This window comes from Enterobacter sp. 168J2, from assembly GCF_034107265.1.
GTDB classification, from domain to species: domain Bacteria; phylum Pseudomonadota; class Gammaproteobacteria; order Enterobacterales; family Enterobacteriaceae; genus Enterobacter; species Enterobacter nematophilus.
Genome location: NZ_JAWNEB010000001.1, coordinates 359,454 through 381,308 on the forward strand (window position 1 = coordinate 359,454; position 21,855 = coordinate 381,308).

General features: G+C 55.2%; 15 protein-coding genes. 11 read left to right on the forward strand and 4 right to left on the reverse strand.

Annotated elements, in window-relative coordinates; translation table 11 throughout:
• Positions 1-3 precede the first annotated feature (3 nt).
• From USG84_RS01705 to USG84_RS01745, 9 genes are all read left to right on the forward strand, one after another.
• On the forward strand, positions 4-3,699 hold the full coding sequence (locus tag USG84_RS01705) for a DNA translocase FtsK 4TM domain-containing protein (protein ID WP_253541407.1): 3,696 nt from the start codon (positions 4-6) through the stop codon (positions 3,697-3,699).
• 127 nt (positions 3,700-3,826) lie between these two features.
• A complete protein-coding gene (lolA, locus tag USG84_RS01710) occupies positions 3,827-4,441 on the forward strand; it encodes an outer membrane lipoprotein chaperone LolA (RefSeq protein WP_014883204.1) in 615 nt (204 codons plus the stop codon).
• Positions 4,442-4,450: 9 nt separating this feature from the next.
• A complete protein-coding gene (rarA, locus tag USG84_RS01715; RefSeq protein ID WP_151412820.1) occupies positions 4,451-5,794 on the forward strand; it encodes a replication-associated recombination protein RarA in 1,344 nt (447 codons plus the stop codon).
• A gap of 92 nt (positions 5,795-5,886) precedes the next feature.
• Positions 5,887-7,179, forward strand: a complete 1,293-nt coding sequence (gene serS, locus USG84_RS01720) for a serine--tRNA ligase (protein ID WP_320738116.1) — start codon at positions 5,887-5,889, stop codon at positions 7,177-7,179.
• Positions 7,180-7,390: 211 nt separating this feature from the next.
• Complete coding sequence (gene dmsA, locus USG84_RS01725; protein ID WP_061098707.1) at positions 7,391-9,835, forward strand: dimethylsulfoxide reductase subunit A; 2,445 nt, start codon at positions 7,391-7,393, stop codon at positions 9,833-9,835.
• A gap of 10 nt (positions 9,836-9,845) precedes the next feature.
• Entirely contained in the window at positions 9,846-10,463 is a 618-nt protein-coding gene (locus USG84_RS01730) for a DMSO/selenate family reductase complex B subunit (RefSeq protein WP_014883208.1), read from the forward strand.
• A 1-nt stretch (position 10,464) separates the two neighbouring features.
• On the forward strand, positions 10,465-11,328 hold the full coding sequence (locus USG84_RS01735) for a dimethyl sulfoxide reductase anchor subunit family protein (RefSeq protein WP_061098705.1): 864 nt from the start codon (positions 10,465-10,467) through the stop codon (positions 11,326-11,328).
• Between the two features lie 275 nt (positions 11,329-11,603).
• Positions 11,604-12,752, forward strand: coding sequence for an MFS transporter (locus tag USG84_RS01740; RefSeq protein WP_045261768.1), 1,149 nt, complete (start codon positions 11,604-11,606; stop codon positions 12,750-12,752).
• Between the two features lie 123 nt (positions 12,753-12,875).
• A complete protein-coding gene (locus USG84_RS01745; RefSeq protein ID WP_061098704.1) occupies positions 12,876-13,406 on the forward strand; it encodes an anti-virulence regulator CigR family protein in 531 nt (176 codons plus the stop codon).
• Between the two features lie 36 nt (positions 13,407-13,442).
• Here USG84_RS01745 and pflA read toward each other — a convergent pair whose 3' ends face one another.
• The 4 genes from pflA to ycaO all read right to left on the reverse strand — a co-directional run bounded on the left by pflA (position 13,443) and on the right by ycaO (position 19,746).
• Positions 13,443-14,183: a pyruvate formate lyase 1-activating protein gene (pflA, locus tag USG84_RS01750; protein WP_045630022.1), complete on the reverse strand. Its 741-nt coding sequence runs from the start codon at positions 14,181-14,183 to the stop codon at positions 13,443-13,445.
• 203 nt (positions 14,184-14,386) lie between these two features.
• Complete coding sequence (gene pflB, locus USG84_RS01755; protein WP_023338210.1) at positions 14,387-16,669, reverse strand: formate C-acetyltransferase; 2,283 nt, start codon at positions 16,667-16,669, stop codon at positions 14,387-14,389.
• A gap of 51 nt (positions 16,670-16,720) precedes the next feature.
• Positions 16,721-17,578 (reverse strand): formate transporter FocA, encoded by an 858-nt coding sequence (focA, locus tag USG84_RS01760; RefSeq protein WP_028012564.1) that lies wholly within the window; start codon positions 17,576-17,578, stop codon positions 16,721-16,723.
• Positions 17,579-17,985: 407 nt separating this feature from the next.
• Entirely contained in the window at positions 17,986-19,746 is a 1,761-nt protein-coding gene (gene ycaO, locus USG84_RS01765) for a 30S ribosomal protein S12 methylthiotransferase accessory factor YcaO (RefSeq protein ID WP_151412822.1), read from the reverse strand.
• Between the two features lie 127 nt (positions 19,747-19,873).
• On the opposite strand from ycaO, the gene USG84_RS01770 reads away from it, so the two are divergent.
• Entirely contained in the window at positions 19,874-20,566 is a 693-nt protein-coding gene (locus USG84_RS01770; protein WP_151412823.1) for a DUF421 domain-containing protein, read from the forward strand.
• Positions 20,567-20,728: 162 nt separating this feature from the next.
• The gene (gene serC / locus USG84_RS01775) at positions 20,729-21,817 is read left to right on the forward strand and encodes a 3-phosphoserine/phosphohydroxythreonine transaminase (RefSeq protein WP_151412824.1); all 1,089 of its coding nucleotides are present in this window, start codon (positions 20,729-20,731) and stop codon (positions 21,815-21,817) included.
• The last annotated feature ends 38 nt before the right edge of the window (positions 21,818-21,855 follow it).

Below are 21,855 nucleotides of genomic sequence, written 5' to 3' on the forward strand. Positions count from 1 at the left end.
TTCTTGAGCCAGGAATACACTGAAGACAAAGAAGTCACACTATCGAAGCTAAGCAGCGGACGTCGTCTCCTCGAGGCTTTGCTGATCGTTATTGCCCTTTTTGCCGTCTGGCTGATGGCAGCCTTACTCAGTTTCAACCCCTCCGATCCCAGCTGGTCGCAAACCGCGTGGCATGAGCCTATTCATAATTTAGGCGGCGTACCCGGAGCCTGGCTTGCGGACACGCTCTTTTTCATTTTCGGTGTGATGGCCTACACCATTCCCGTCATTATTATTGGCGGATGCTGGTTTGCATGGCGTCATCGTCAGAACGATGATTACATCGACTATTTCGCGGTTTCCCTGCGCCTGATTGGCGCGCTGGCACTGATCCTCACCTCCTGCGGGCTGGCGGCGATTAACGCCGATGATATCTGGTACTTTGCCTCCGGTGGGGTGATTGGCAGCCTGCTGAGCTCTGCGCTACAGCCGATGCTTCACAGCAGCGGCGGCACGCTGGCGCTGCTCTGCATCTGGGCGGCCGGGCTGACGCTGTTTACCGGCTGGTCATGGGTGAGCATTGCCGAGAAGATCGGCAGCTTTATTCTTACGATCCTGACTTTCGCGAGCAACCGTACCCGCCGCGACGACACGTGGGTCGATGAAGAAGAATATGAAGACGAGTACGAAGAGGAAGACGATGCCCCGGTGCAGCGTCGTGAATCTCGTCGTGCCCGTATTCTGCGCGGTGCCCTGGCGCGTCGCCAGCGCGTTGCTGAGAAATTTGCTAACCCGCTTGGACGTAAAACCGATGCGGCGCTCTTCTCCGGTAAGCGTATGGATGAAGACGAGCAGGTGGAGTACCGCGCAGCGGGTAACGCAGTAGATCCTGATGATGTGCTTTTCTCCGGCAACCGTGCGATGCCGGGTGATTTCGATGAATACGATCCGCTGCTTAACGGCCATACCGTTACCGCGCCGGTTGCCGCGGCCGCAGCCGCAACGACAGCAGCCCAGGCGTATGCCGCGCCTGTCGAAGCCGTGATGCCATCCGCGCCGGTTTCGCCTCCGGAATCCTCTATTCAGCAGCCTCAGGTTGCGTGGCAGACCGCGCCGGGTATCCACACGCCGGAGCCTGTTATCGCCCCTGAACCAGAAAGCTATATCCCTGTGCAGCAGGAGCAGTGGCAGCAGCCTTACCAGCCGCCGCAACCTGAGTATGAACCGCAGCAGTATGAGCAGCCTGTGGCCCAGCCGTATCAGGAGTACGTGCCTGAACCGGTTGAACCTGTGCAGCCTTATGTCGAGCCTCAGCCTGAACCTGAGGTGGTGGAAGAGGTGAAACCGTCTCGTCCGCCAATGTACTACTTTGAAGAAGTTGAAGAACGCCGGGCTCGTGAGCGCGAGCAGCTGGCGGCATGGTATCAGCCTGTGCCTGAACCGGTGCAGGAACCTGCTCCAAAAGCCCCGTCTGTTTCGGTTCCTCCGGTCGACCCGACGCCTGCTGTTGCCCCCGTAGCGGAAAGCGTGAAGCAGGCTACCGCGGCCGCAGCGGCGGCGGCACCTGTCTTTAGCCTGGCAACGGGCGGTGCGCCGCGTCCTCAGGTAAAAGAGGGAATTGGTCCGCAGCTGCCTCGCCCTAACCGCGTCCGCGTTCCAACCCGTCGTGAGCTTGCCTCCTATGGGATCAAGCTGCCTTCCCAGCGGATGGCCGAAGAAAAAGCGCGTGAGACGGACTACGAGGATGACGCTGATGAAATGCAGCAGGACGAGCTGGCCCGCCAGTTCGCCGCGCAGCAGAATCAGCGCTACGGTGAAGACTATCAGCACGATGAACCGATGCTGGAAGACGAAGATGACGCGGCTGAAGCCGAATTAGCGCGTCAGTTCGCGGCAACCCAGCAGCAGCGTTACTCCGGTGAACAGCCTGCTGGCGCGAACCCGTTCTCATTATCGGATTTCGAGTTCTCGCCGATGAAAGATCTGGTGGATGATGGCCCGAGCGAACCTCTGTTCACCCCAAGCGTGATGCCGGAAGCAGAGCCTGTGCGCCAGCAGCCAGCGCCGCAGGCACAGACATACGCGCAGCCGCAGCAACCTGTTCAGCAGCCGTATGCGCAACCGCAGCAGCCACAACAACAGCCGCCGCAGTTCCAGCAGCCAGCGCCACAGCCGCAGGAGAGCCTGATTCACCCGCTGCTGATGCGTAACGGTGACAGCCGTCCGCTGCAGCGTCCGAGCACGCCGCTGCCGTCGCTGGATCTGCTGACGCCGCCACCGGCTGAAGTCGAACCGGTTGATACGTTTGCCCTGGAGCAGATGGCCCGTCTGGTGGAAGCCCGCCTGGCAGACTTCCGCATCAAGGCGGATGTGGTGAACTACTCACCCGGTCCTGTGATCACCCGTTTCGAACTGAACCTGGCGCCGGGCGTCAAAGCCGCGCGTATTTCTAACCTGTCCCGCGACCTGGCGCGTTCTCTGTCGACCGTGGCGGTACGTGTGGTGGAAGTGATTCCGGGTAAACCGTACGTTGGCCTTGAGCTGCCGAACAAGAAACGTCAGACCGTTTACCTGCGTGAAGTGCTGGATAACACCAAGTTCCGCGATAACCCATCCCCACTGACCGTGGTGTTGGGTAAAGATATCGCCGGCGATCCGGTGGTGGCAGACCTCGCGAAAATGCCTCACCTGCTGGTAGCGGGTACTACCGGTTCCGGTAAGTCCGTCGGCGTGAACGCCATGATCCTCAGCATGCTCTATAAAGCGCAGCCGGAAGATGTGCGTTTCATCATGATCGACCCGAAAATGCTCGAACTGTCGGTCTACGAAGGCATTCCGCATCTGCTGACGGAAGTGGTCACCGACATGAAAGACGCCGCCAACGCCCTGCGCTGGAGCGTCAACGAGATGGAGCGCCGCTACAAGCTGATGTCGGCGCTGGGCGTGCGTAACCTGGCTGGCTATAACGAGAAAATCGCCGAGGCGGCGCGCATGGGCCGTCCAATCCCGGATCCTTACTGGAAACCGGGTGACAGCATGGATGCCCAGCATCCGGTGCTGGAGAAACTGCCTTATATCGTCGTGCTGGTGGATGAATTCGCCGACCTGATGATGACCGTTGGTAAGAAAGTGGAAGAGCTGATCGCGCGTTTGGCACAGAAAGCGCGCGCGGCAGGTATTCACCTGGTGCTGGCGACCCAGCGTCCGTCCGTGGACGTTATCACCGGTCTGATTAAGGCGAACATTCCGACCCGTATCGCGTTTACCGTTTCGAGCAAAATTGACTCGCGTACCATTCTTGACCAGGGCGGCGCTGAGTCGCTGCTGGGAATGGGTGATATGCTCTACTCCGGCCCGAACTCCACCTCTCCGGTGCGCGTACACGGCGCGTTTGTTCGCGACCAGGAAGTACACGCCGTGGTGCAGGACTGGAAGGCGCGCGGGCGTCCGCAGTACGTTGACGGCATTACCTCCGACAGCGAAAGCGAAGGCGGCGGCGGTGGCTTTGACGGCGGCGAAGAGCTGGATCCGTTATTCGATCAGGCGGTTAATTTCGTTACTGAAAAACGTAAAGCCTCCATCTCTGGCGTTCAGCGTCAGTTCCGCATCGGCTATAACCGCGCGGCGCGTATCATTGAGCAGATGGAAGCGCAGGGTATCGTGAGCGAACAGGGGCACAACGGTAACCGCGAGGTGCTGGCTCCGCCGCCGTTTGATTAACCTTCAGCAATTGCAAAGAAGGGTAAATCAGCAAAAATTAAGCATATTCTTCTGTCGCCTGCCTGCGGGCAGGTCCAGAATAGAAACGGAAACCCCATTTCGGGAAGACGTATTTTAAGGAATAACAATGAAAAAAATCGCCATCGCCTGTGCATTACTCACCAGTTTTGTAGCCAGCAGCGTCTGGGCTGATGCAGCCAGCGACCTTAAAAGCCGACTGGACAAAGTAAGCAGCTTCCACGCCAGCTTCACGCAAAAAGTGACAGACGGCAGCGGCAACGCGGTGCAGGAAGGCCAGGGAGATTTGTGGGTAAAACGTCCCAATCTGTTCAACTGGCATATGACCCAGCCGGATGAAAGTATTCTGGTTTCTGACGGTAAAACCCTGTGGTTCTTCAACCCGTTTGTTGAGCAGGCCACTGCGACCTGGCTGAAAGACGCGACCAGCAACACACCGTTTATGCTGATCGCCCGCAACCAGGCCAGCGACTGGCAGCAGTACAACATTAAACAGAATGGTGATGAATTTGTCCTGACGCCAAAAGGCAGCAACGGCAACCTGAAGCAGTTCACCATCAACGTAAGCACCAACGGTACCATTAATCAGTTCGGCGCGGTTGAGCAGGACGATCAGCGCAGCAGCTACCAGCTTAAGTCTCAGCAGAACGGCGCCGTAGACGCATCGAAATTCACCTTTACCCCGCCGCAGGGCGTGACGGTGGACGACCAACGCAATAAGTAAGAGGCATGAGTGGGCAATCTGTCGCTCGATTTTTCAGATAATGCGTTTCAACCTCTGGCCGCCCGTATGCGGCCAGAAAATTTAGCGCAGTACATCGGTCAGCAGCATCTGCTGGCTGCGGGGAAACCCTTGCCGCGCGCCATTGAGGCGGGGCATTTACACTCAATGATCCTTTGGGGGCCCCCGGGTACCGGCAAGACCACGCTTGCAGAAGTCATTGCCCGGTATGCTAACGCGGACGTTGAACGTATCTCAGCGGTAACGTCCGGCGTGAAGGAGATCCGCGAGGCGATCGAGCGCGCGCGTCAGAACCGCAATGCCGGGCGCCGCACCATTCTCTTTGTCGATGAAGTCCACCGCTTCAACAAGAGCCAGCAGGACGCTTTCCTGCCGCATATTGAAGACGGCACGATCTTTTTCATCGGCGCGACCACCGAAAACCCGTCGTTTGAACTCAATTCCGCGCTGCTGTCCCGCGCGCGCGTCTACCTGCTTAAATCCCTGACCACCGAGGATATCGAAAAGGTCCTCACGCAGGCGATGGACGACAAAGCGCGTGGCTACGGCGGTCAGGATATCGTTCTGCCTGACGACACGCGACGTGCGATTGCGGAGCTGGTCAACGGCGATGCGCGCCGCGCGCTGAACACGCTGGAAATGATGGCCGACATGGCCGAAGTGGATGATGCCGGAAAGCGCGTGCTGAAGCAGGAGCTGCTGACCGAAATTGCCGGCGAGCGCAGCGCGCGTTTCGATAATAAAGGCGATCGTTTTTACGACCTGATCTCGGCGCTGCATAAGTCCGTGCGCGGCAGCGCCCCGGATGCTGCGCTCTACTGGTACGCACGTATCATCACCGCGGGTGGCGATCCGCTATACGTTGCGCGCCGCTGCCTGGCAATTGCGTCAGAAGATGTTGGCAACGCCGACCCGCGCGCCATGCAGGTTGCGATCTCGGCCTGGGACTGCTTCACCCGCGTAGGCCCGGCGGAAGGGGAGCGCGCCATTGCTCAGGCGATTGTTTACCTGGCCTGTGCGCCGAAAAGCAATGCCGTCTATACCGCGTTTAAAGCCGCGATGTCGGACGCGCGTGAACGCCCTGACTACGATGTGCCGGTCCACCTGCGCAATGCGCCAACCAAGCTGATGAAAGAGATGGGCTACGGGCAGGAGTACCGCTACGCCCATGATGAGCCCAACGCCTACGCCGCTGGCGAAGAATATTTCCCGCAGGAGATGGCACAAACCCGCTATTATCACCCCACAAACAGAGGTCTTGAGGGTAAGATTGGCGAAAAGCTCGCCTGGCTTGCCGGACAGGATCAAAATAGCCCTATAAAACGCTACCGTTAGCGCTATCGTTGCGGTAATGTTGGCGTAGTATCCCTGTGGCCGCAGGCTGTGGTCACATTTTCCTATTTTAATTCGATAAGCACAGGATAAGCATGCTCGATCCCAATCTGCTGCGTAATGAGCCAGACGCAGTCGCTGAAAAACTGGCACGCCGGGGCTTTAAGCTGGATGTAGATAAGCTGCGCGCTCTTGAAGAGCGTCGTAAGGTTCTGCAGGTACAAACTGAAAATCTGCAGGCAGAGCGTAACTCTCGATCGAAATCCATTGGCCAGGCGAAAGCGCGCGGGGAAGATATTGAGCCATTACGCCTGGAAGTGAACAAGCTGGGTGAAGAGCTGGATCAGGCGAAAGCGGAGCTGGACATTCTTCAGGCCGAAATTCGTGATATCGCCCTGGCGATCCCGAACATTCCTGACGACAGCGTGCCTGTCGGCAAAGACGAGAACGACAATGTTGAAGTGAAACGCTGGGGCACGCCTCGCGAGTTTGACTTCGAGGTGCGCGATCACGTTACGCTGGGCGAAATGCACGCGGGCCTGGACTTTGCGGCAGCGGTTAAGCTGACCGGTTCTCGCTTCGTGGTAATGAAAGGCCAGATTGCCCATCTGCACCGCGCCCTGGCGCAGTTCATGCTGGATCTGCACACCGAGCAGCACGGCTATAGCGAAACCTACGTTCCGTATCTGGTTAACCACGATACGCTGTACGGTACGGGCCAGCTGCCGAAATTTGCCGGCGATCTGTTCCATACCCGTCCGCTGGATGAAGAAGCAGACAGCAGCAACTATGCGCTGATCCCAACCGCGGAAGTGCCGCTGACCAACCTCGTGCGTGATGAGATCATTGACGAAGACGACCTGCCAATCAAGCTGACGGCACACTCTCCGTGCTTCCGCTCGGAAGCAGGTTCTTACGGTCGCGATACCCGTGGTCTGATCCGTATGCACCAGTTCGACAAAGTTGAGATGGTGCAGATCGTACGTCCTGAAGAATCCATGGACGCGCTGGAAGAGATGACCGGCCACGCGGAAAAAGTGCTGGAGCTGCTGGGCCTGCCGTATCGCCGCATGGCGCTGTGCACCGGTGATATGGGCTTTGGTGCCTGCAAAACCTTCGACCTGGAAGTCTGGGTGCCTGCGCAGAACACCTACCGTGAAATCTCCTCCTGCTCTAACGTCTGGGATTTCCAGGCGCGCCGCATGCAGGCACGCTGCCGCAGCAAATCTGATAATAAAACCCGTCTGGTGCATACCCTGAACGGTTCTGGTCTGGCTGTTGGCCGTACCCTGGTTGCCGTGCTGGAAAACTACCAGCAGGCAGATGGCCGCATCGAGATCCCTGAAGTGCTGCGTCCATACATGAAAGGCCAGCAGTACATCGGCTAATTCTTTGCCTCACAACAAAAAAGCGCCTTCTGGCGCTTTTTTTATGCCTATGAATTGACACGACGCAATACCCCCTCCCTCTAAAGTAGTAATACTCCTCCGAATGAAAGTTAGCATAAAACGCTGATAACGAAGCAATTCGTTATTTATAAAACTATATAGCGGTTCGTGCCGCCTCTCTTTTCTTTGTGAGCAACCAAAGTGAGTCTCTATGAAAATCAAAGCGCCTGAAGCGTTAATGGCTGCCGAGGTCACTCGCCGTGGGTTGATGAAAACCACGGCAATAGGCGGCCTGGCTGTAGCCAGCAGCGCCTTCACGCTCCCTTTTACCCGGCTGGCGTCGGCGGCGGATGCACTATCCTCAGCCGCAGCTCCGGAAAAAGTGGTGTGGAGTGCGTGTACCGTAAACTGCGGTAGCCGTTGTCCGCTGCGTATGCATGTGGTGGATGGCGAAATTAAGTATGTCGAAACCGACAACACCGGGGACGATAACTACGAAGGGTTACACCAGGTTCGCGCCTGCCTGCGCGGTCGCTCCATGCGTCGCCGCGTTTATAACCCGGATCGTCTGAAATATCCAATGAAGCGTGTCGGTAAACGTGGGGAAGGGAAGTTTGAGCGCATTAGCTGGGACGAAGCCTACGACATTATCGCCACCAACATGCAGCGCCTGATCAAAGAGTACGGCAACGAGTCCATCTACCTGAACTATGGCACCGGGACGCTGGGCGGCACGCTGACCCGCTCCTGGCCACCGGGTAAAACGCTGGTCGCGCGTCTGATGAACTGCTGCGGCGGTTATCTCAACCACTACGGCGACTACTCTTCCGCACAGATTGCCGCGGGCCTGAACTATACCTACGGCGGCTGGGCCGACGGCAACAGCCCGTCCGATATCGAAAACAGTAAGCTGGTCGTACTCTTCGGTAACAACCCGGGTGAAACCCGCATGAGCGGCGGCGGGGTGACCTACTACCTAGAACAGGCCCGCGCCAAATCCAATGCCCGCATGATCATCATCGATCCGCGCTACACCGACACCGGTGCCGGGCGTGAAGATGAGTGGATCCCCATTCGTCCCGGTACCGATGCGGCACTGGTTTCTGCGCTGGCGTGGGTGATGATTACTGAAAACCTCGTCGATCAGCCGTTCCTTGATAAATACTGCGTCGGTTATGACGAGAAAACCCTGCCAGCCAGTGCCCCTGCCAACGGTCACTACAAGGCCTATATTCTCGGCCAGGGTAGCGACGGCGTGGCGAAAACGCCGGAGTGGGCCTCCACCATCACCGGTATTCCGGTTGAGCGCATTGTTCAGCTGGCGCGTGAGATTGGCTCAGCTAAACCGGCCTACATCAGCCAGGGCTGGGGACCGCAGCGTCATGCGAATGGCGAAATCGCCACCCGCGCTATCTCCATGCTTTCTATTCTGACCGGAAACGTCGGTATTCATGGTGGTAACACCGGCGCGCGCGAAGGTTCTTATGAAGTGCCGTTTGAGCGTATGCCGACGCTGGATAACCCGGTTCAGACCAGCATCTCCATGTTTATGTGGACGGATGCGATTGAACGTGGCCCGGAAATGACCGCCCTGCGCGACGGCGTACGTGGCAAGGACAAGCTGGATGTACCGATCAAGATGATCTGGAACTACGCCGGCAACTGCCTTATCAATCAGCACTCGGAAATCAACCGCACCCATGAAATCCTGCAGGATGACAAGAAGTGCGAGATGATTGTGGTGATCGACTGCCACATGACCTCCTCGGCAAAATATGCCGATATTCTGCTGCCGGACTGCACCGCGTCTGAGCAGATGGATTTCGCGCTGGATGCGTCCTGCGGCAACATGTCCTACGTGATCTTTACCGACCAGGCCATCAAGCCGCGCTTCGAGTGCAAAACCATTTATGAGATGACCTCCGAGCTGGCGAAACGTCTTGGCGTTGAGCAGCAGTTTACCGAGGGACGCACGCAGGAAGGGTGGATGCGCCATTTGCACGAACTCTCTCGTAAAGCGATTCCTGACCTGCCGGACTTCGATACCTTCCGCAAGCAGGGCATGTACAAGCAGCGTGACCCGGAAGGGCATCACGTGGCGTATAAAGCGTTCCGTGAAGATCCGCAGGCGAATCCGCTGACCACGCCGTCGGGCAAAATCGAAATCTACTCCGAAGAGCTGGCAAAAATCGCGTCTACCTGGGAGCTGCCGGAAGGCGATGTTATCGATCCGCTGCCGATCTACACGCCGGGGTTCGAAAACTATAACGATCCGCTGACGGCGAAATTCCCGCTGCAGCTGACCGGTTTCCACTACAAGGCGCGCGTGCACTCCACCTACGGTAACGTCGACGTACTGAAGGCCGCCTGCCGCCAGGAGATGTGGATCAACCCGATGGATGCCAAAGCACGTGGTATTAGCAATGGGGATCGCGTGCGTATCTTTAACGGTCGCGGCGAGGTGCACATTGAAGCCAAAGTGACACCGCGCATGATGCCTGGCGTAGTGGCGCTGGGGGAAGGGGCCTGGTACAGCCCGGATGCCAACCGCATCGACCAGGCAGGCAGTATTAACGTCCTGACCACGCAGCGTCCGTCGCCGCTGGCGAAAGGCAACCCGTCTCACACAAACCTTGTCCAGGTTGAAAAGGTTTAAGGAGTAACCGATGACAACCCAGTATGGATTTTTCATTGATTCCAGCCGTTGCACCGGGTGCAAAACCTGCGAGCTGGCCTGTAAAGATTACAAAGATCTCACTCCGGACGTGAGCTTCCGCCGCATTTACGAATACGCCGGGGGCGACTGGCAGGAAGATAACGGCGTCTGGCATCAGAACGTTTTTGCCTATTACCTGTCGATTGCCTGTAACCACTGTGAAGATCCGGCCTGCACGAAGGTGTGCCCGAGCGGGGCGATGCACAAGCGGGAAGACGGTTTTGTGGTGGTGGATGAAGATGTCTGCATTGGCTGTCGCTACTGCCATATGGCGTGCCCGTACGGCGCGCCGCAGTATAACGCCGCCAAAGGGCATATGACCAAGTGCGACGGCTGCCACAGCCGCGTGGCGGATGGCAAAAAGCCAATCTGCGTCGAGTCCTGCCCGCTGCGCGCCCTGGATTTTGGTCCGATTGAAGAGCTGCGTCAGAAACACGGCCAGCTTGCCGCAGTGGCGCCGCTGCCGTCAGCGCACTTCACGAAGCCGAGTATTGTCATTAAACCTAACGCCAACAGCCGTCCGACGGGTGACACCACCGGCTACCTGGCTAATCCGAAGGAGGTGTGAGATGGGAAGTGGATGGCATGAATGGCCGCTGATGATCTTCACGGTCTTTGGGCAGTGCGTAGTGGGCGGCTTCATTGTTCTTGCGCTGGCGCTGTTAAAAGGGAACCTCAATGCTGAACAGCAGCAGCGTTTAGTGTTGAGCATGTTTGGCCTGTGGGTGCTGATGGGGATTGGATTTATCGCCTCTACGCTGCACCTGGGCTCACCGATGCGCGCGTTCAACTCCCTGAACCGCGTGGGGGCCTCATCCCTCAGTAACGAAATTGCCAGCGGGGCAATCTTCTTTGCGGTCGGCGGACTGGGGTGGCTGCTGGCTGCGCTCAAGAAATTGCCTGCGGGCCTGCGCAGCCTGTGGCTGATCGTCACCATGGTACTGGGCGTGGTGTTCGTGTGGATGATGGTGCGCGTCTACAACACCATCGATACCGTCCCAACCTGGTACAGCGTCTGGACGCCGATGAGCTTCTTCCTGACGATGTTTATCGGCGGGCCGCTGCTGGGCTATCTGCTGCTGCGCGTGGCGGGGGTAGACGGTTGGGCAATGCGTTTGTTGCCAGCCGTTTCGCTGCTGGCGCTGGTGGTGAGTGCGATGGTTGCCCTGATGCAGGGTGCCGAACTGGCAACCATTCACAGCTCTATCCAGCAGGCTTCTGCGCTGGTGCCGGACTACGGCTCGCTAATGGCCTGGCGCGTGGCGTTGCTGGCGGCTGCGCTGGTATGCTGGATTGCCCCTCAGCTTAAAGGTTACCAGCCCGCTTTGCCGCTGCTATCCCTGGCCTTTGTGCTGGTGCTGGCGGGCGAGCTCATTGGTCGCGGCGTGTTCTATGGCCTGCATATGACGGTCGGTATGGCAATCGCCAGCTAATTTTATTTTTGGTTATTAAAAGCCGGGACATAGCGCCCGGCTTTTCTTTTTTTCATTCATGAAATTTTTCGACTGTCGTTTTGTTTTAATTTTGGTCATTAATAAATAAAAACAGATACATAATTAATATCTATAGCAGGCGCTGCATTAGCAGGATAAGTTTTTTAAATCGACAGGGAAGATATTGTGCGAGCCGGCTAAATCTGTGGATTGACTTTGTTTTTGCCAGTGGCATGATGCGCACGAAATCTGAACTTCCTCACGGTTTTTAATCCATGACCACCTATACCCGGCCAGTGCTCCTGTTGCTCTGTGGCCTGCTTCTGTTGACCCTGGCGATCGCCGTGTTAAACACGCTCGTCCCGCTGTGGCTCGCCCATGAAAACTTACCGACCTGGCAGGTTGGTATGGTCAGCTCGTCCTTTTTCACCGGGAACCTGCTGGGCACATTATTAACCGGTAGCCTGATTAAGCGTTTTGGCTTTAATCGCAGCTATTATCTGGCCTCGCTGATTTTCGCTGCCGGGTGCGCCGGTCTGGGCCTGATGGTTGGCTTCTGGAGCTGGATGGCGTGGCGCTTTATCGCTGGCGTAGGCTGCGCAATGATTTGGGTGGTGGTTGAAAGTGCTCTGATGTGCAGCGGTACCTCCCGCAACCGCGGACGCCTGCTGGCGGCCTATATGATGGTTTACTACGTCGGCACCGTGCTGGGTCAACTGATGGTCAGCAAGCTGCCAACCGATCTGATGAGCGTTCTGCCGTGGGTAACGGGGATGGTGCTAGCCGCTATCCTGCCGCTGCTCTTCACGCGCATTGTGAACCAGAACAGCGAGCATCAGGAAGCGACCCACGTCTGGCCGATGCTCAGACTCCGTCAGGCGCGTCTGGGCGTTAACGGCTGCATTATCTCGGGGATCGTACTGGGCTCGCTCTACGGCCTGATGCCGCTCTACCTGAATCATCAGGGCGTCAGCGATTCCGGAATTGGTTTCTGGATGGCGGTGATGGTCAGTGCGGGTATTGTGGGGCAATGGCCGATTGGCCGCCTGGCGGACCGCTTTGGTCGTCTGCTGGTACTGCGCGTTCAGGTTTTCGTGGTGATCATGGGATGCCTTGCGATGCTCAGCAACGCCGCGATGGCGCCCGCGCTGTTTATTCTCGGAGCCGCAGGTTTCACGCTCTATCCGGTCGCGATGGCCTGGGCCTGTGAGAAAGTAGAACATCACCAACTCGTTGCAATGAATCAGGCGCTATTATTAAGCTACACCATCGGTAGCCTGCTGGGACCGACATTTACCGCGATGCTGATGCAGAATTATTCTGACAATTTGCTGTTTATCATGATTGCCAGCGTGTCGTTTATTTATCTCCTGATGCTGCTGCGCAAAGCGGGCGAGCATCCAACCCCTGTGGCACACGCCTGATTAAATAAAAGCCTGTCGATGACAGGCTTTTTTGTCCCTGTCACATATAAGACTTTTACTCATTGTTTGTTTTTCCCGCCTGGCGATAATTCAAGTGAGTTCTACCACTAAAAGGCAACAATCATGTCTATACGTCGTTTTTCCACTACCGCACTTGCCGTAGTGTTGTCTTTAACGTTTGCAACGGCTCCGGTCATGGCTAACCCTGGAAACGGGAACGGCGGTGGTCACGGAAACGGTGGCGGACAAGGTAATGGCGGCAATCATGGTAACGGGAATTCTGGTAATTCCGGTAACCATGGTAATAAGCAAAATAGCGGAAAGGATAACCCTGGGAAATCGGATAAGAGCTTCAAAAACAGCAAAGATGTCGGTAATGACGTTGATGCTCGCGTGAGCTTCGATCATGCCCGCCACCTGGCACTGAATTACGGCTTAACGGGCTATGAGTCTCTGCCTCCGGGTATTGCGAAAAACCTCGCCCGCGGTAAACCACTTCCTCCGGGCATTGCGAAGAAAACCGTGCCAGCGTCTATGCTCGGCCAGCTTCCTTCCTACCCTGGCTATGAATGGCGCGTGGTGGGTGACGATCTGGTCTTAATTGCGCTGAGTACGGCGATTGTAACCTCCGTTATTAACGGCGTCTTTAAATAGAATATAAAAAGGCCCGGTTCTTACCGGGCCTTCTCTTTAATACATAACCTTGTGGCCATACTGCTCAAGAATACCTTTCACGCGTTCCATCGTCTCTTTTTTCGGCGGCTTCACGCCATCAAGCTTGTACTCTTCGCCCATCGCCACCCATTTATGTTTACCCAGTTCGTGATAGGGTAGAAGCTCAATTTTCTCGACGTTGCCCATGTCGCGGGTAAATTCACCCAGGCGGTGCGCGGAGTCATCGTCATCTGACCAGCCGGGAACAACAACGTAGCGGATCCAGGTTTTGATGCCTTTGTCGGCGATGTATTTGGCAAACTCCAGCGTACGGTGGTTAGAAACGCCAACCAGATTCTGGTGGATCTCATCGTTCATCTGTTTGAGATCGAGCATCACCAGGTCGGTCACCTCGAGCAGTTCATCAATGACCGGATCGTAGCGGCGCACAAAGCCGTTGGTGTCGAGACAGGTATGAATACCTTCTTTATGGCAGGCGCGGAACCAGTCGCGGACAAACTCAGCCTGAAGAATAGCTTCCCCCCCCGACGCGGTCACGCCACCGCCGGACGCGTTCATAAAGTGGCGGTAGGTCACTACCTCTTTCATCAGATCTTCCACGGTGACTTCTTTACCGCCGTGCGTGTCCCAGGTGTCGCGGTTATGGCAGTACAGGCAGCGCATCAGGCAGCCCTGGAAAAAGGTTATAAAGCGGATACCCGGGCCATCGACGGTGCCACAGGATTCAAAGGAGTGAATGCGACCAATAGTTGACATTGCGGTGATATCTCCGAATTTGGCCCATCCGGGGGCCTATGTAGTTGCACAGCTCCAAGGCTATGTCGAGTCTGTTTTGGCTGTTATCCATAAAGTATAGATAGCGGACAAAAGAGACTGGTGAAGCGAGGGTGTTAAAAAGGCCCCACTTGCGTGGAGCCTTTATTGTACGCTTTTTAACGCGTGATTTCAGTCAATTCCACTTACATGGACTGAGTGAAAGTACGGGTGATAACGTCCTGCTGCTGTTCTTTAGTCAGGGAGTTAAAACGTACTGCGTAGCCAGATACGCGGATGGTCAGCTGAGGATATTTCTCAGGGTGTTCCATCGCATCGAGCAGCATTTCACGGTTCATTACGTTCACGTTCAGGTGCTGACCACCTTCGATGGACGCTTCGTGGTGGAAGTAACCATCCATCAGACCCGCGAGGTTAGTTTTACGCACTTCGTCGTCTTTACCCAGCGCGTTTGGCACGATAGAGAAGGTGTAAGAGATACCATCTTTCGCGTAAGCAAACGGCAGTTTAGCAACGGAGGTCAGAGAGGCAACAGCACCTTTCTGGTCACGACCGTGCATTGGGTTAGCACCTGGGCCGAATGGCGCGCCAGCACGACGACCGTCTGGGGTGTTACCGGTTTTCTTACCATACACAACGTTAGAGGTGATGGTCAGAACAGACTGAGTCGGGATAGCGTTACGGTAGGTAGTGAGTTTCTGAATTTTCTTCATGAAACGTTCTACCAGGTCAACCGCCATGTCATCAACGCGAGCGTCGTTGTTACCGAACTGCGGGTATTCGCCTTCGATTTCGAAGTCTACGGCCAGGCCGTCTTCGTCACGAATTGGTTTAACTTTCGCATATTTGATTGCAGACAGGGAGTCAGCAGCCACGGACAGACCAGCGATACCACACGCCATGGTGCGGATAACGTCACGGTCGTGCAGCGCCATCAGAGAGGCTTCGTAGCTGTACTTGTCGTGCATGTAGTGGATAACGTTCAGCGCGGTCACGTACTGCTTAGCCAGCCAGTCCATGAAGTGGTCCATGCGCTCCATGACTTCGTCATAGTTCAGCACGTCGCCTTTGATTGGTTCAGACTTAGGACCAACCTGCATTTTCAGTTTTTCATCAACGCCGCCGTTGATAGCGTACAGCATGGTTTTCGCCAGGTTTGCACGCGCACCGAAGAACTGCATTTGTTTACCAACAACCATTGGGCTCACGCAGCAAGCGATAGCGTAGTCGTCGTTGTTGAAGTCCGGACGCATCAGGTCATCGTTCTCGTACTGCAGAGAAGAGGTGTCGATGGACACTTTAGCGGCGAATTTCTTGAAGTTCAGAGGCAGTTTTTCAGACCACAGAACGGTGATGTTCGGCTCCGGAGAAGGACCCATGGTGTACAGGGTGTTCAGGAAGCGGAAGCTGTTTTTGGTAACCAGCGTACGGCCGTCAACGCCCATACCGCCGATAGATTCAGTTGCCCAGATTGGGTCACCAGAGAACAGTTCATCATATTCTGGGGTACGCAAGAAGCGAACCATACGCAGTTTCATGACCAGGTGGTCAATCATTTCCTGAGCGTCTTGCTCGGTGATTTTGCCTGCTTTCAGGTCACGTTCGATGTACGCATCCAGGAAGGTAGACACGCGACCGAAGGACATTGCTGCGCCGTTCTGAGACTTAACCGCAGCCAGGTAGCCGAAGTAGGTCCACTGGATAGCTTCCTGGGCGTTGGTTGCAGGACCAGAGATATCGCAGCCATATTTCGCCGCCATCTCTTTGATCTGACCCAGCGCGCGGTGCTGTTCAGCAATTTCTTCACGCAGACGGATAGTCGCTTCCAGATTTACGCCGTTTTCCAGATCGGACTGCAGGGAAACAAACTGCGCGTACTTGTCTTTCATCAGGAAGTCGATACCGTACAGCGCAACGCGACGGTAGTCACCGATGATACGGCCGCGGCCATACGCATCTGGCAGACCAGTCAGAACGCCAGATTTACGGCAGTTCAGAATGTCTTTGGTGTAAACATCGAATACGCCCTGGTTATGGGTTTTGCGGTATTCGGTGAAGATTTTTTTCAGCATTGGATCCAGCTCGCGGTTATACGCTTTGCAGGAACCTTCAACCATTTTAATACCACCGAACGGGATGATTGCGCGTTTCAGTGGTGCTTCAGTCTGCAGACCAACGATTTTCTCAAGGGCTTTGTTGATGTAGCCAGCATCGTGAGAAGTGATGGTGGAAGCAACGGAGGTGTCAAAATCAACTGGCGCGTGAGTGCGGTTTTCCAGTTTAACGCCTTCCATTACGCTGTCCCACAGCTTGGTGGTCGCGTCAGTTGCGCCAGCCAGGAAGGATTCGTCACCTTCATACGGGGTATAGTTTTTCTGAATGAAGTCACGGACGTTTACTTCATTCTGCCAGTCACCTTTCGCAAAACCTTCCCAGGCTGTGGCTAACTTTTCATTAAGCTCGGACATGTAACACCTACCTTCTTAAGTGGATTTTTTATTTACTGCCTGAGACAACCATTAATGATGGTCGCCGCCACGCAGGTAAATGACCCAGTATGTCAACCCAACTAACAGACCCCCACCGATAATGTTCCCGATAGTAACGGGGATCAGGTTATCAGTAATGAAATTCATAATAGTCAGGTGAGAGAAACTTTCCGGGGATGAACCAACTGCGGTCCAGAACTCCGGGCTTGCAAAGTTGCGGATAACAATCCCCATCGGGATCATGAACATATTCGCAATACTGTGCTCGAAGCCGCTGGCAACAAACATCGCAACCGGCAGAACCATAATCATGGCTTTATCCATCAGGCTACGACCGGAGTAGCTCATCCAGACCGCCAGGCAGACCATCAGGTTTGCGAGGATGCCGAGAGCAACGGCTTCGATAAATGTGTGGTGCATTTTGTGGTCAGCGGTTTGCAGGACATTAAGCCCCCAGCCACCGTTGGCGGTCATATACTCGCCAGAGAGCCACATCAACAGAACAAAGAGCAGACAGCCAATCAGGTTACCAACGTAGACGTTAAGCCAGTTGCGCGCCAGTTGACCCCAGGTAATTCTTCCGCTGGCTTTCGCCACAACAATCAGCACCGTTGAGGTGAAGAGGTCGGCGCCGCAAATGACGCAGAGAATCAGACCCAGTGAGAAGCAAATGCCGCCAATCAGTTTGGCCATGCCGAAAGGCATTCCGGCAGTACCGGTGGTGGCGGTGATGTAGAAGACGAAAGCGATAGAGATGAACACACCTGCGGTGATCGCCAGATAGAACGTTTTCATCGGGTGTTTCGTTGCTTTATAGACACCCGCTTCTTCGGCAACTTTTGCCATCGCGGCGGGGAGTAAAAGATCAAAAGGGTTGTCAGCTTTCACACTAACTCTCTCTTTATTAAGTCGGCGACGAGATACTAACAAAGCATTATAGAAGAGAAATTGATATAGATCATATCTCGCCTGGCTTATAGGCCCGCAGTATGTATGGTTTTACAACAAATGCGGAGTAAGTATTTGATTATCCGTATAAAAATAAATTTTAAAAGTTATGAAAAGAGTTGAATTTTTTCGTTCGGCCCCCTTCGAAACAGTTAATTAATATGGAGTATTTACCATAAAAAGTAACAATAAAGCCCAGGCAAATATTATTATATTTACCCGTGTTTAACTTAATTATTACAATCAACAATCATTGCCGAAGAGAATAAAAAAACGGGGCAATGAAATTGCCCCGTAATATAGCCCAGACGATTGAATACGCCTACTGCTGTTAATGTTATATGCGCTTATTTTGACCAGGAAGCGGCTTTTGCTTTCTGCAGCTTTTCATAGGCCTTCAGCAGAGACTGATGCGCCGGGAAGGCTTTCAGATCGCTGTCAACCGCCTGCAGACCGTAGAACGGCTCTTCACCGCTCAGTGCCGCGCTGGCGGCTTCAACCGCTTCAGCACCGTACATACGTACGAAAGCGTTGAGGTACTGCAGTGGCTCGCGATCCTCTTCCTGTGCAAGCAGCAACAGGGTTTGCAGACAGCGGTAATAGTTGGTGCGCTCGGCGGAGAAGACCGACTGGTTAAACTCCATGGTCCATTCGGTCCAGGCCAGAGCCTGATCCAGATCGCCGCCCGCGAGGGCCAGCATCGCTTTCAGCTCACCGATGCGCAGGGTGTACCAGCCGTTGTCTTTACCGGTCGCCAGACCCAGCAGCTCGCGCACGCGGGTGAAGTCATCGTGGCCTTCATCGTCCAGCTGGGCAATCAGGTTGAGATAATCTTCTTTTTCCCACTCGCTGCCCGGCAGGGAGAGCAGGGTTTCACGCAGGTGCGCGCCCATGCTGTTGTTTGCGAGCCACAGATCTTCAGCAGGGTAGATATCGGACATGCCAGGTACGATGATGCGGCACGCGTAAACGCCCAGGTGTTCGTAGTCGGCAATGTAGACTTCCTGATCTTCGGCGTTGAAGATGGCCATCAGTGTGGCGAACTCTTCTTCGGTGGTACCGGCAAAGCTCCAGTCCACGAACGGATAGTCCGCGTCCTGCTTGAACATATCCCAAGAGATCAAACCGCTGGAGTCGATGAAGTGGGTTTCGAGGTTGGTGTGCTCGGCCACTTCTTCATCGTCAAACGTTGGCGGGGTGAACACGTCGAGATCTTTCAGGCTACGGCCCTGCAGCAGCTCGGTCACGGTACGCTCCAGCGCCACGCCGAAGTCAGGGTGCGCGCCGAAGGAAGCGAAGCAGGTTCCGTTAGTCGGGTTAAACAGCACGACGCAGATAACCGGATATTTACCGCCCAGCGAGCCGTCATACGCAAAGATTGGGAAACCTTCCGCTTCCAGCTTCGCGATGGATTCCACCACGCCCGGGTAGCGCGCCAGCACGTCAGCCGGGATCTCCGGCAGGCTGATGGATTCTGCGATGATGCGGTTTTTAATGTGACGCTCGAACACTTCAGACAGGCCCTGCACGCGCGCTTCATTGCGGGTGTTACCGGCGGACATGCCGTTGGACACATACAGGTTGCCGACGATGTTCATTGGAATATATACGGTCTGCTCGTCAGACTGACGGGTGAACGGCAGGGCGCAGATACCGCGATCTTCGTTACCCGACTGCAGATCGATCAGCATGCTGGCGGTCAGTTCATTTTCCGGATCGTAGAACGCGCGCAGACGGGCATCCAGAATGCCTTCCGGCAGTTCATCGTCTTCGGTCAGCGGGAACCATTTTTCGTTCGGATAGTGAACGAACGGACCGTTAGCGATGGTTTCACCCAGCCAGAAGTCAGCGAAGAAATAGTTGGTGGACAGACGCTCAAAGTACTCACCCAGCGCAGAGGCCAGTGCCGCTTTTTTCGTCGCACCTTTACCGTTGGTAAAGCAGAGCGCGCAGTCTTTGTCGCGAATGTGCACGGACCAGACGTGAGGCACCGGGTTCAGCCAGGAGGCTTCTTCGATGTTAAAGCCCAGGTCGGTCAGTTTCTGCTGGAAGCGAGCGATGGAATCTTCCAGAGCGGCGTCTTTGCCGGGGATAAACGTTTGAGTCATGGCGTTCACTTTTATCGTACGTAAAGCGCGCAATGATACGGGTTTTGCGTGACGGGTGCTATCTCCGGCGAAAATAAATGGCTAGGCTATGCTTAGTAGCAGTAACTGACTGTTAAGGCATAGAAAAATGAAAGCATTTGATCTCCAGCGGATGGCGTTTGGTAAAGTTCCACCTGAATTTCTGGGCGAAGTGGCGCTGCGCAGCCTTTACACTTTCGTTCTGGTCTTCCTGTTTCTCAAAATCACCGGCCGTCGCGGCGTTCGGCAGATGTCGCTGTTTGAAGTGCTGATCATCCTGACGCTGGGCTCGGCGGCGGGGGACGTCGCGTTTTATGACGACGTGCCGATGGTGCCAGTGTTTATCGTTTTTGTTTCCCTCGCCTTGCTTTACTGGCTGGTCATGTGGCTGATGTCGAAAAGTGAGAAGCTGGAAGATCTGTTCGAAGGGAAGCCGGTGGTTATCGTCGAAGACGGGCAACTGGCCTGGGAAAATGTGCAAAGCGCCAATATGACCGAGTTCGAGTTCTTTATGGAATTGCGTCTGAGCAGCGTGGAGCAACTGGGGCAGGTGCGTCTGGCGATTATGGAAACGAACGGCCAAATCAGCGTCTATTACTATCCCGACGAGGAAGTGAAGCCCGGGCTCTGTATCCTGCCGGATATGCTCATCGAACGATACAAAACCGTACCGGAAGTGGGCGAGTATGCCTGCATAAAATGCAGCCATGTGGTTGTCATGCAGGCTGGCGATCATCAACTATGCCCCCGCTGTACAAATCCAGAATGGACGAAGGTTAGCCGGGCTAAACGTATTACCTGACAGCCATTTTGTCGGTTTTGTCGTATCGAGGCGGCAGATTGTTTTGTGTGACGCGGGGCACATTTCACCGGTCATAAGTTTTAGACATTGCGGCGCGTGTCACTGAATGATAAAACCGATATCCACAGTTTTAACTTATGGCTTTTAGCGTGGTGAGGGGAAATGGCTCAAGTCTTTAATTTCAGTTCAGGTCCGGCAATGTTACCGGCAGACGTGCTCAAACAGGCTCAGCAGGAGCTGTGTGACTGGAACGGTCTGGGTACGTCGGTGATGGAAATCAGCCACCGTGGTAAAGAGTTTATTCAGGTGGCCGAAGAGGCAGAAAAGGATTTTCGCGATCTGCTGAATATTCCCTCGAACTACAAAGTATTGTTCTGCCACGGCGGCGGCCGCGGTCAGTTTGCAGGCGTACCGCTGAATATCCTTGGTGACAAAACGACGGCTGACTACGTTGACGCGGGTTACTGGGCGGCAAGCGCCGTTAAAGAAGCGCACAAATACTGCACGCCGAATGTTATCGACGCCAAAGTGACCGTTGACGGTCTGCGCGCCGTGAAGCCAATGCGCGAGTGGCAGCTTTCTGATAACGCCGCCTATCTTCACTACTGCCCGAACGAAACCATTGACGGGATCGCCATCGACGAGACGCCAGACTTCGGCAAAAACGTTGTGGTTGCCGCCGACTTCTCCTCCACCATTCTGTCTGCGCCACTTGACGTCAGCCGTTACGGTGTTATCTATGCGGGCGCGCAGAAAAATATCGGTCCTGCGGGCCTGACTATCGTCATCGTGCGTGAAGACTTGCTGGGTAAAGCGCATAAGTCCTGCCCGTCGATTCTTGACTACACCGTGCTGAACGATAACGACTCCATGTTCAACACCCCGCCAACGTTTGCCTGGTACCTTTCCGGCCTGGTCTTCAAATGGCTGAAGCAAAACGGCGGCGTGGCGCAGATGGACAAGGTTAATCAGCAGAAAGCCGAGCTGCTCTATGGCGTCATCGACAAGAGCGGTTTCTACCGTAACGATGTGGCGAAAGCGAACCGTTCCCGCATGAACGTGCCGTTCCAGCTGGCGGACAGCAGCCTGGACAAAGTGTTCCTGGAAGAGTCCTTCGCGGCAGGCCTGCATGCGCTGAAAGGCCACCGCGTGGTAGGCGGTATGCGTGCTTCCATTTATAACGCGATGCCGCTGGAAGGGGTTAAAGCCCTGACCGATTTCATGATCGACTTCGAACGTCGTCACGGTTAATTTGCGTTTTTTCACCCCCGCAGCGTCCCTGCGGGGTT

Coding starts and splice junctions, on each gene's coding strand:
- lolA (WP_014883204.1), top strand. CDS start 3,827: ATGAAAAAAATCGCCATCGCCTGTGCATTACTCACCAGTTTTGTAGCC.
- serS (WP_320738116.1), top strand. CDS start 5,887: ATGCTCGATCCCAATCTGCTGCGTAATGAGCCAGACGCAGTCGCTGAA.
- dmsA (WP_061098707.1), top strand. CDS start 7,391: ATGAAAATCAAAGCGCCTGAAGCGTTAATGGCTGCCGAGGTCACTCGC.
- USG84_RS01730 (WP_014883208.1), top strand. CDS start 9,846: ATGACAACCCAGTATGGATTTTTCATTGATTCCAGCCGTTGCACCGGG.
- USG84_RS01735 (WP_061098705.1), top strand. CDS start 10,465: ATGGGAAGTGGATGGCATGAATGGCCGCTGATGATCTTCACGGTCTTT.
- USG84_RS01740 (WP_045261768.1), top strand. CDS start 11,604: ATGACCACCTATACCCGGCCAGTGCTCCTGTTGCTCTGTGGCCTGCTT.
- USG84_RS01745 (WP_061098704.1), top strand. CDS start 12,876: ATGTCTATACGTCGTTTTTCCACTACCGCACTTGCCGTAGTGTTGTCT.
- pflA (WP_045630022.1), bottom strand. CDS start 14,183: ATGTCAACTATTGGTCGCATTCACTCCTTTGAATCCTGTGGCACCGTC.
- pflB (WP_023338210.1), bottom strand. CDS start 16,669: ATGTCCGAGCTTAATGAAAAGTTAGCCACAGCCTGGGAAGGTTTTGCG.
- ycaO (WP_151412822.1), bottom strand. CDS start 19,746: ATGACTCAAACGTTTATCCCCGGCAAAGACGCCGCTCTGGAAGATTCC.
- USG84_RS01770 (WP_151412823.1), top strand. CDS start 19,874: ATGAAAGCATTTGATCTCCAGCGGATGGCGTTTGGTAAAGTTCCACCT.
- serC (WP_151412824.1), top strand. CDS start 20,729: ATGGCTCAAGTCTTTAATTTCAGTTCAGGTCCGGCAATGTTACCGGCA.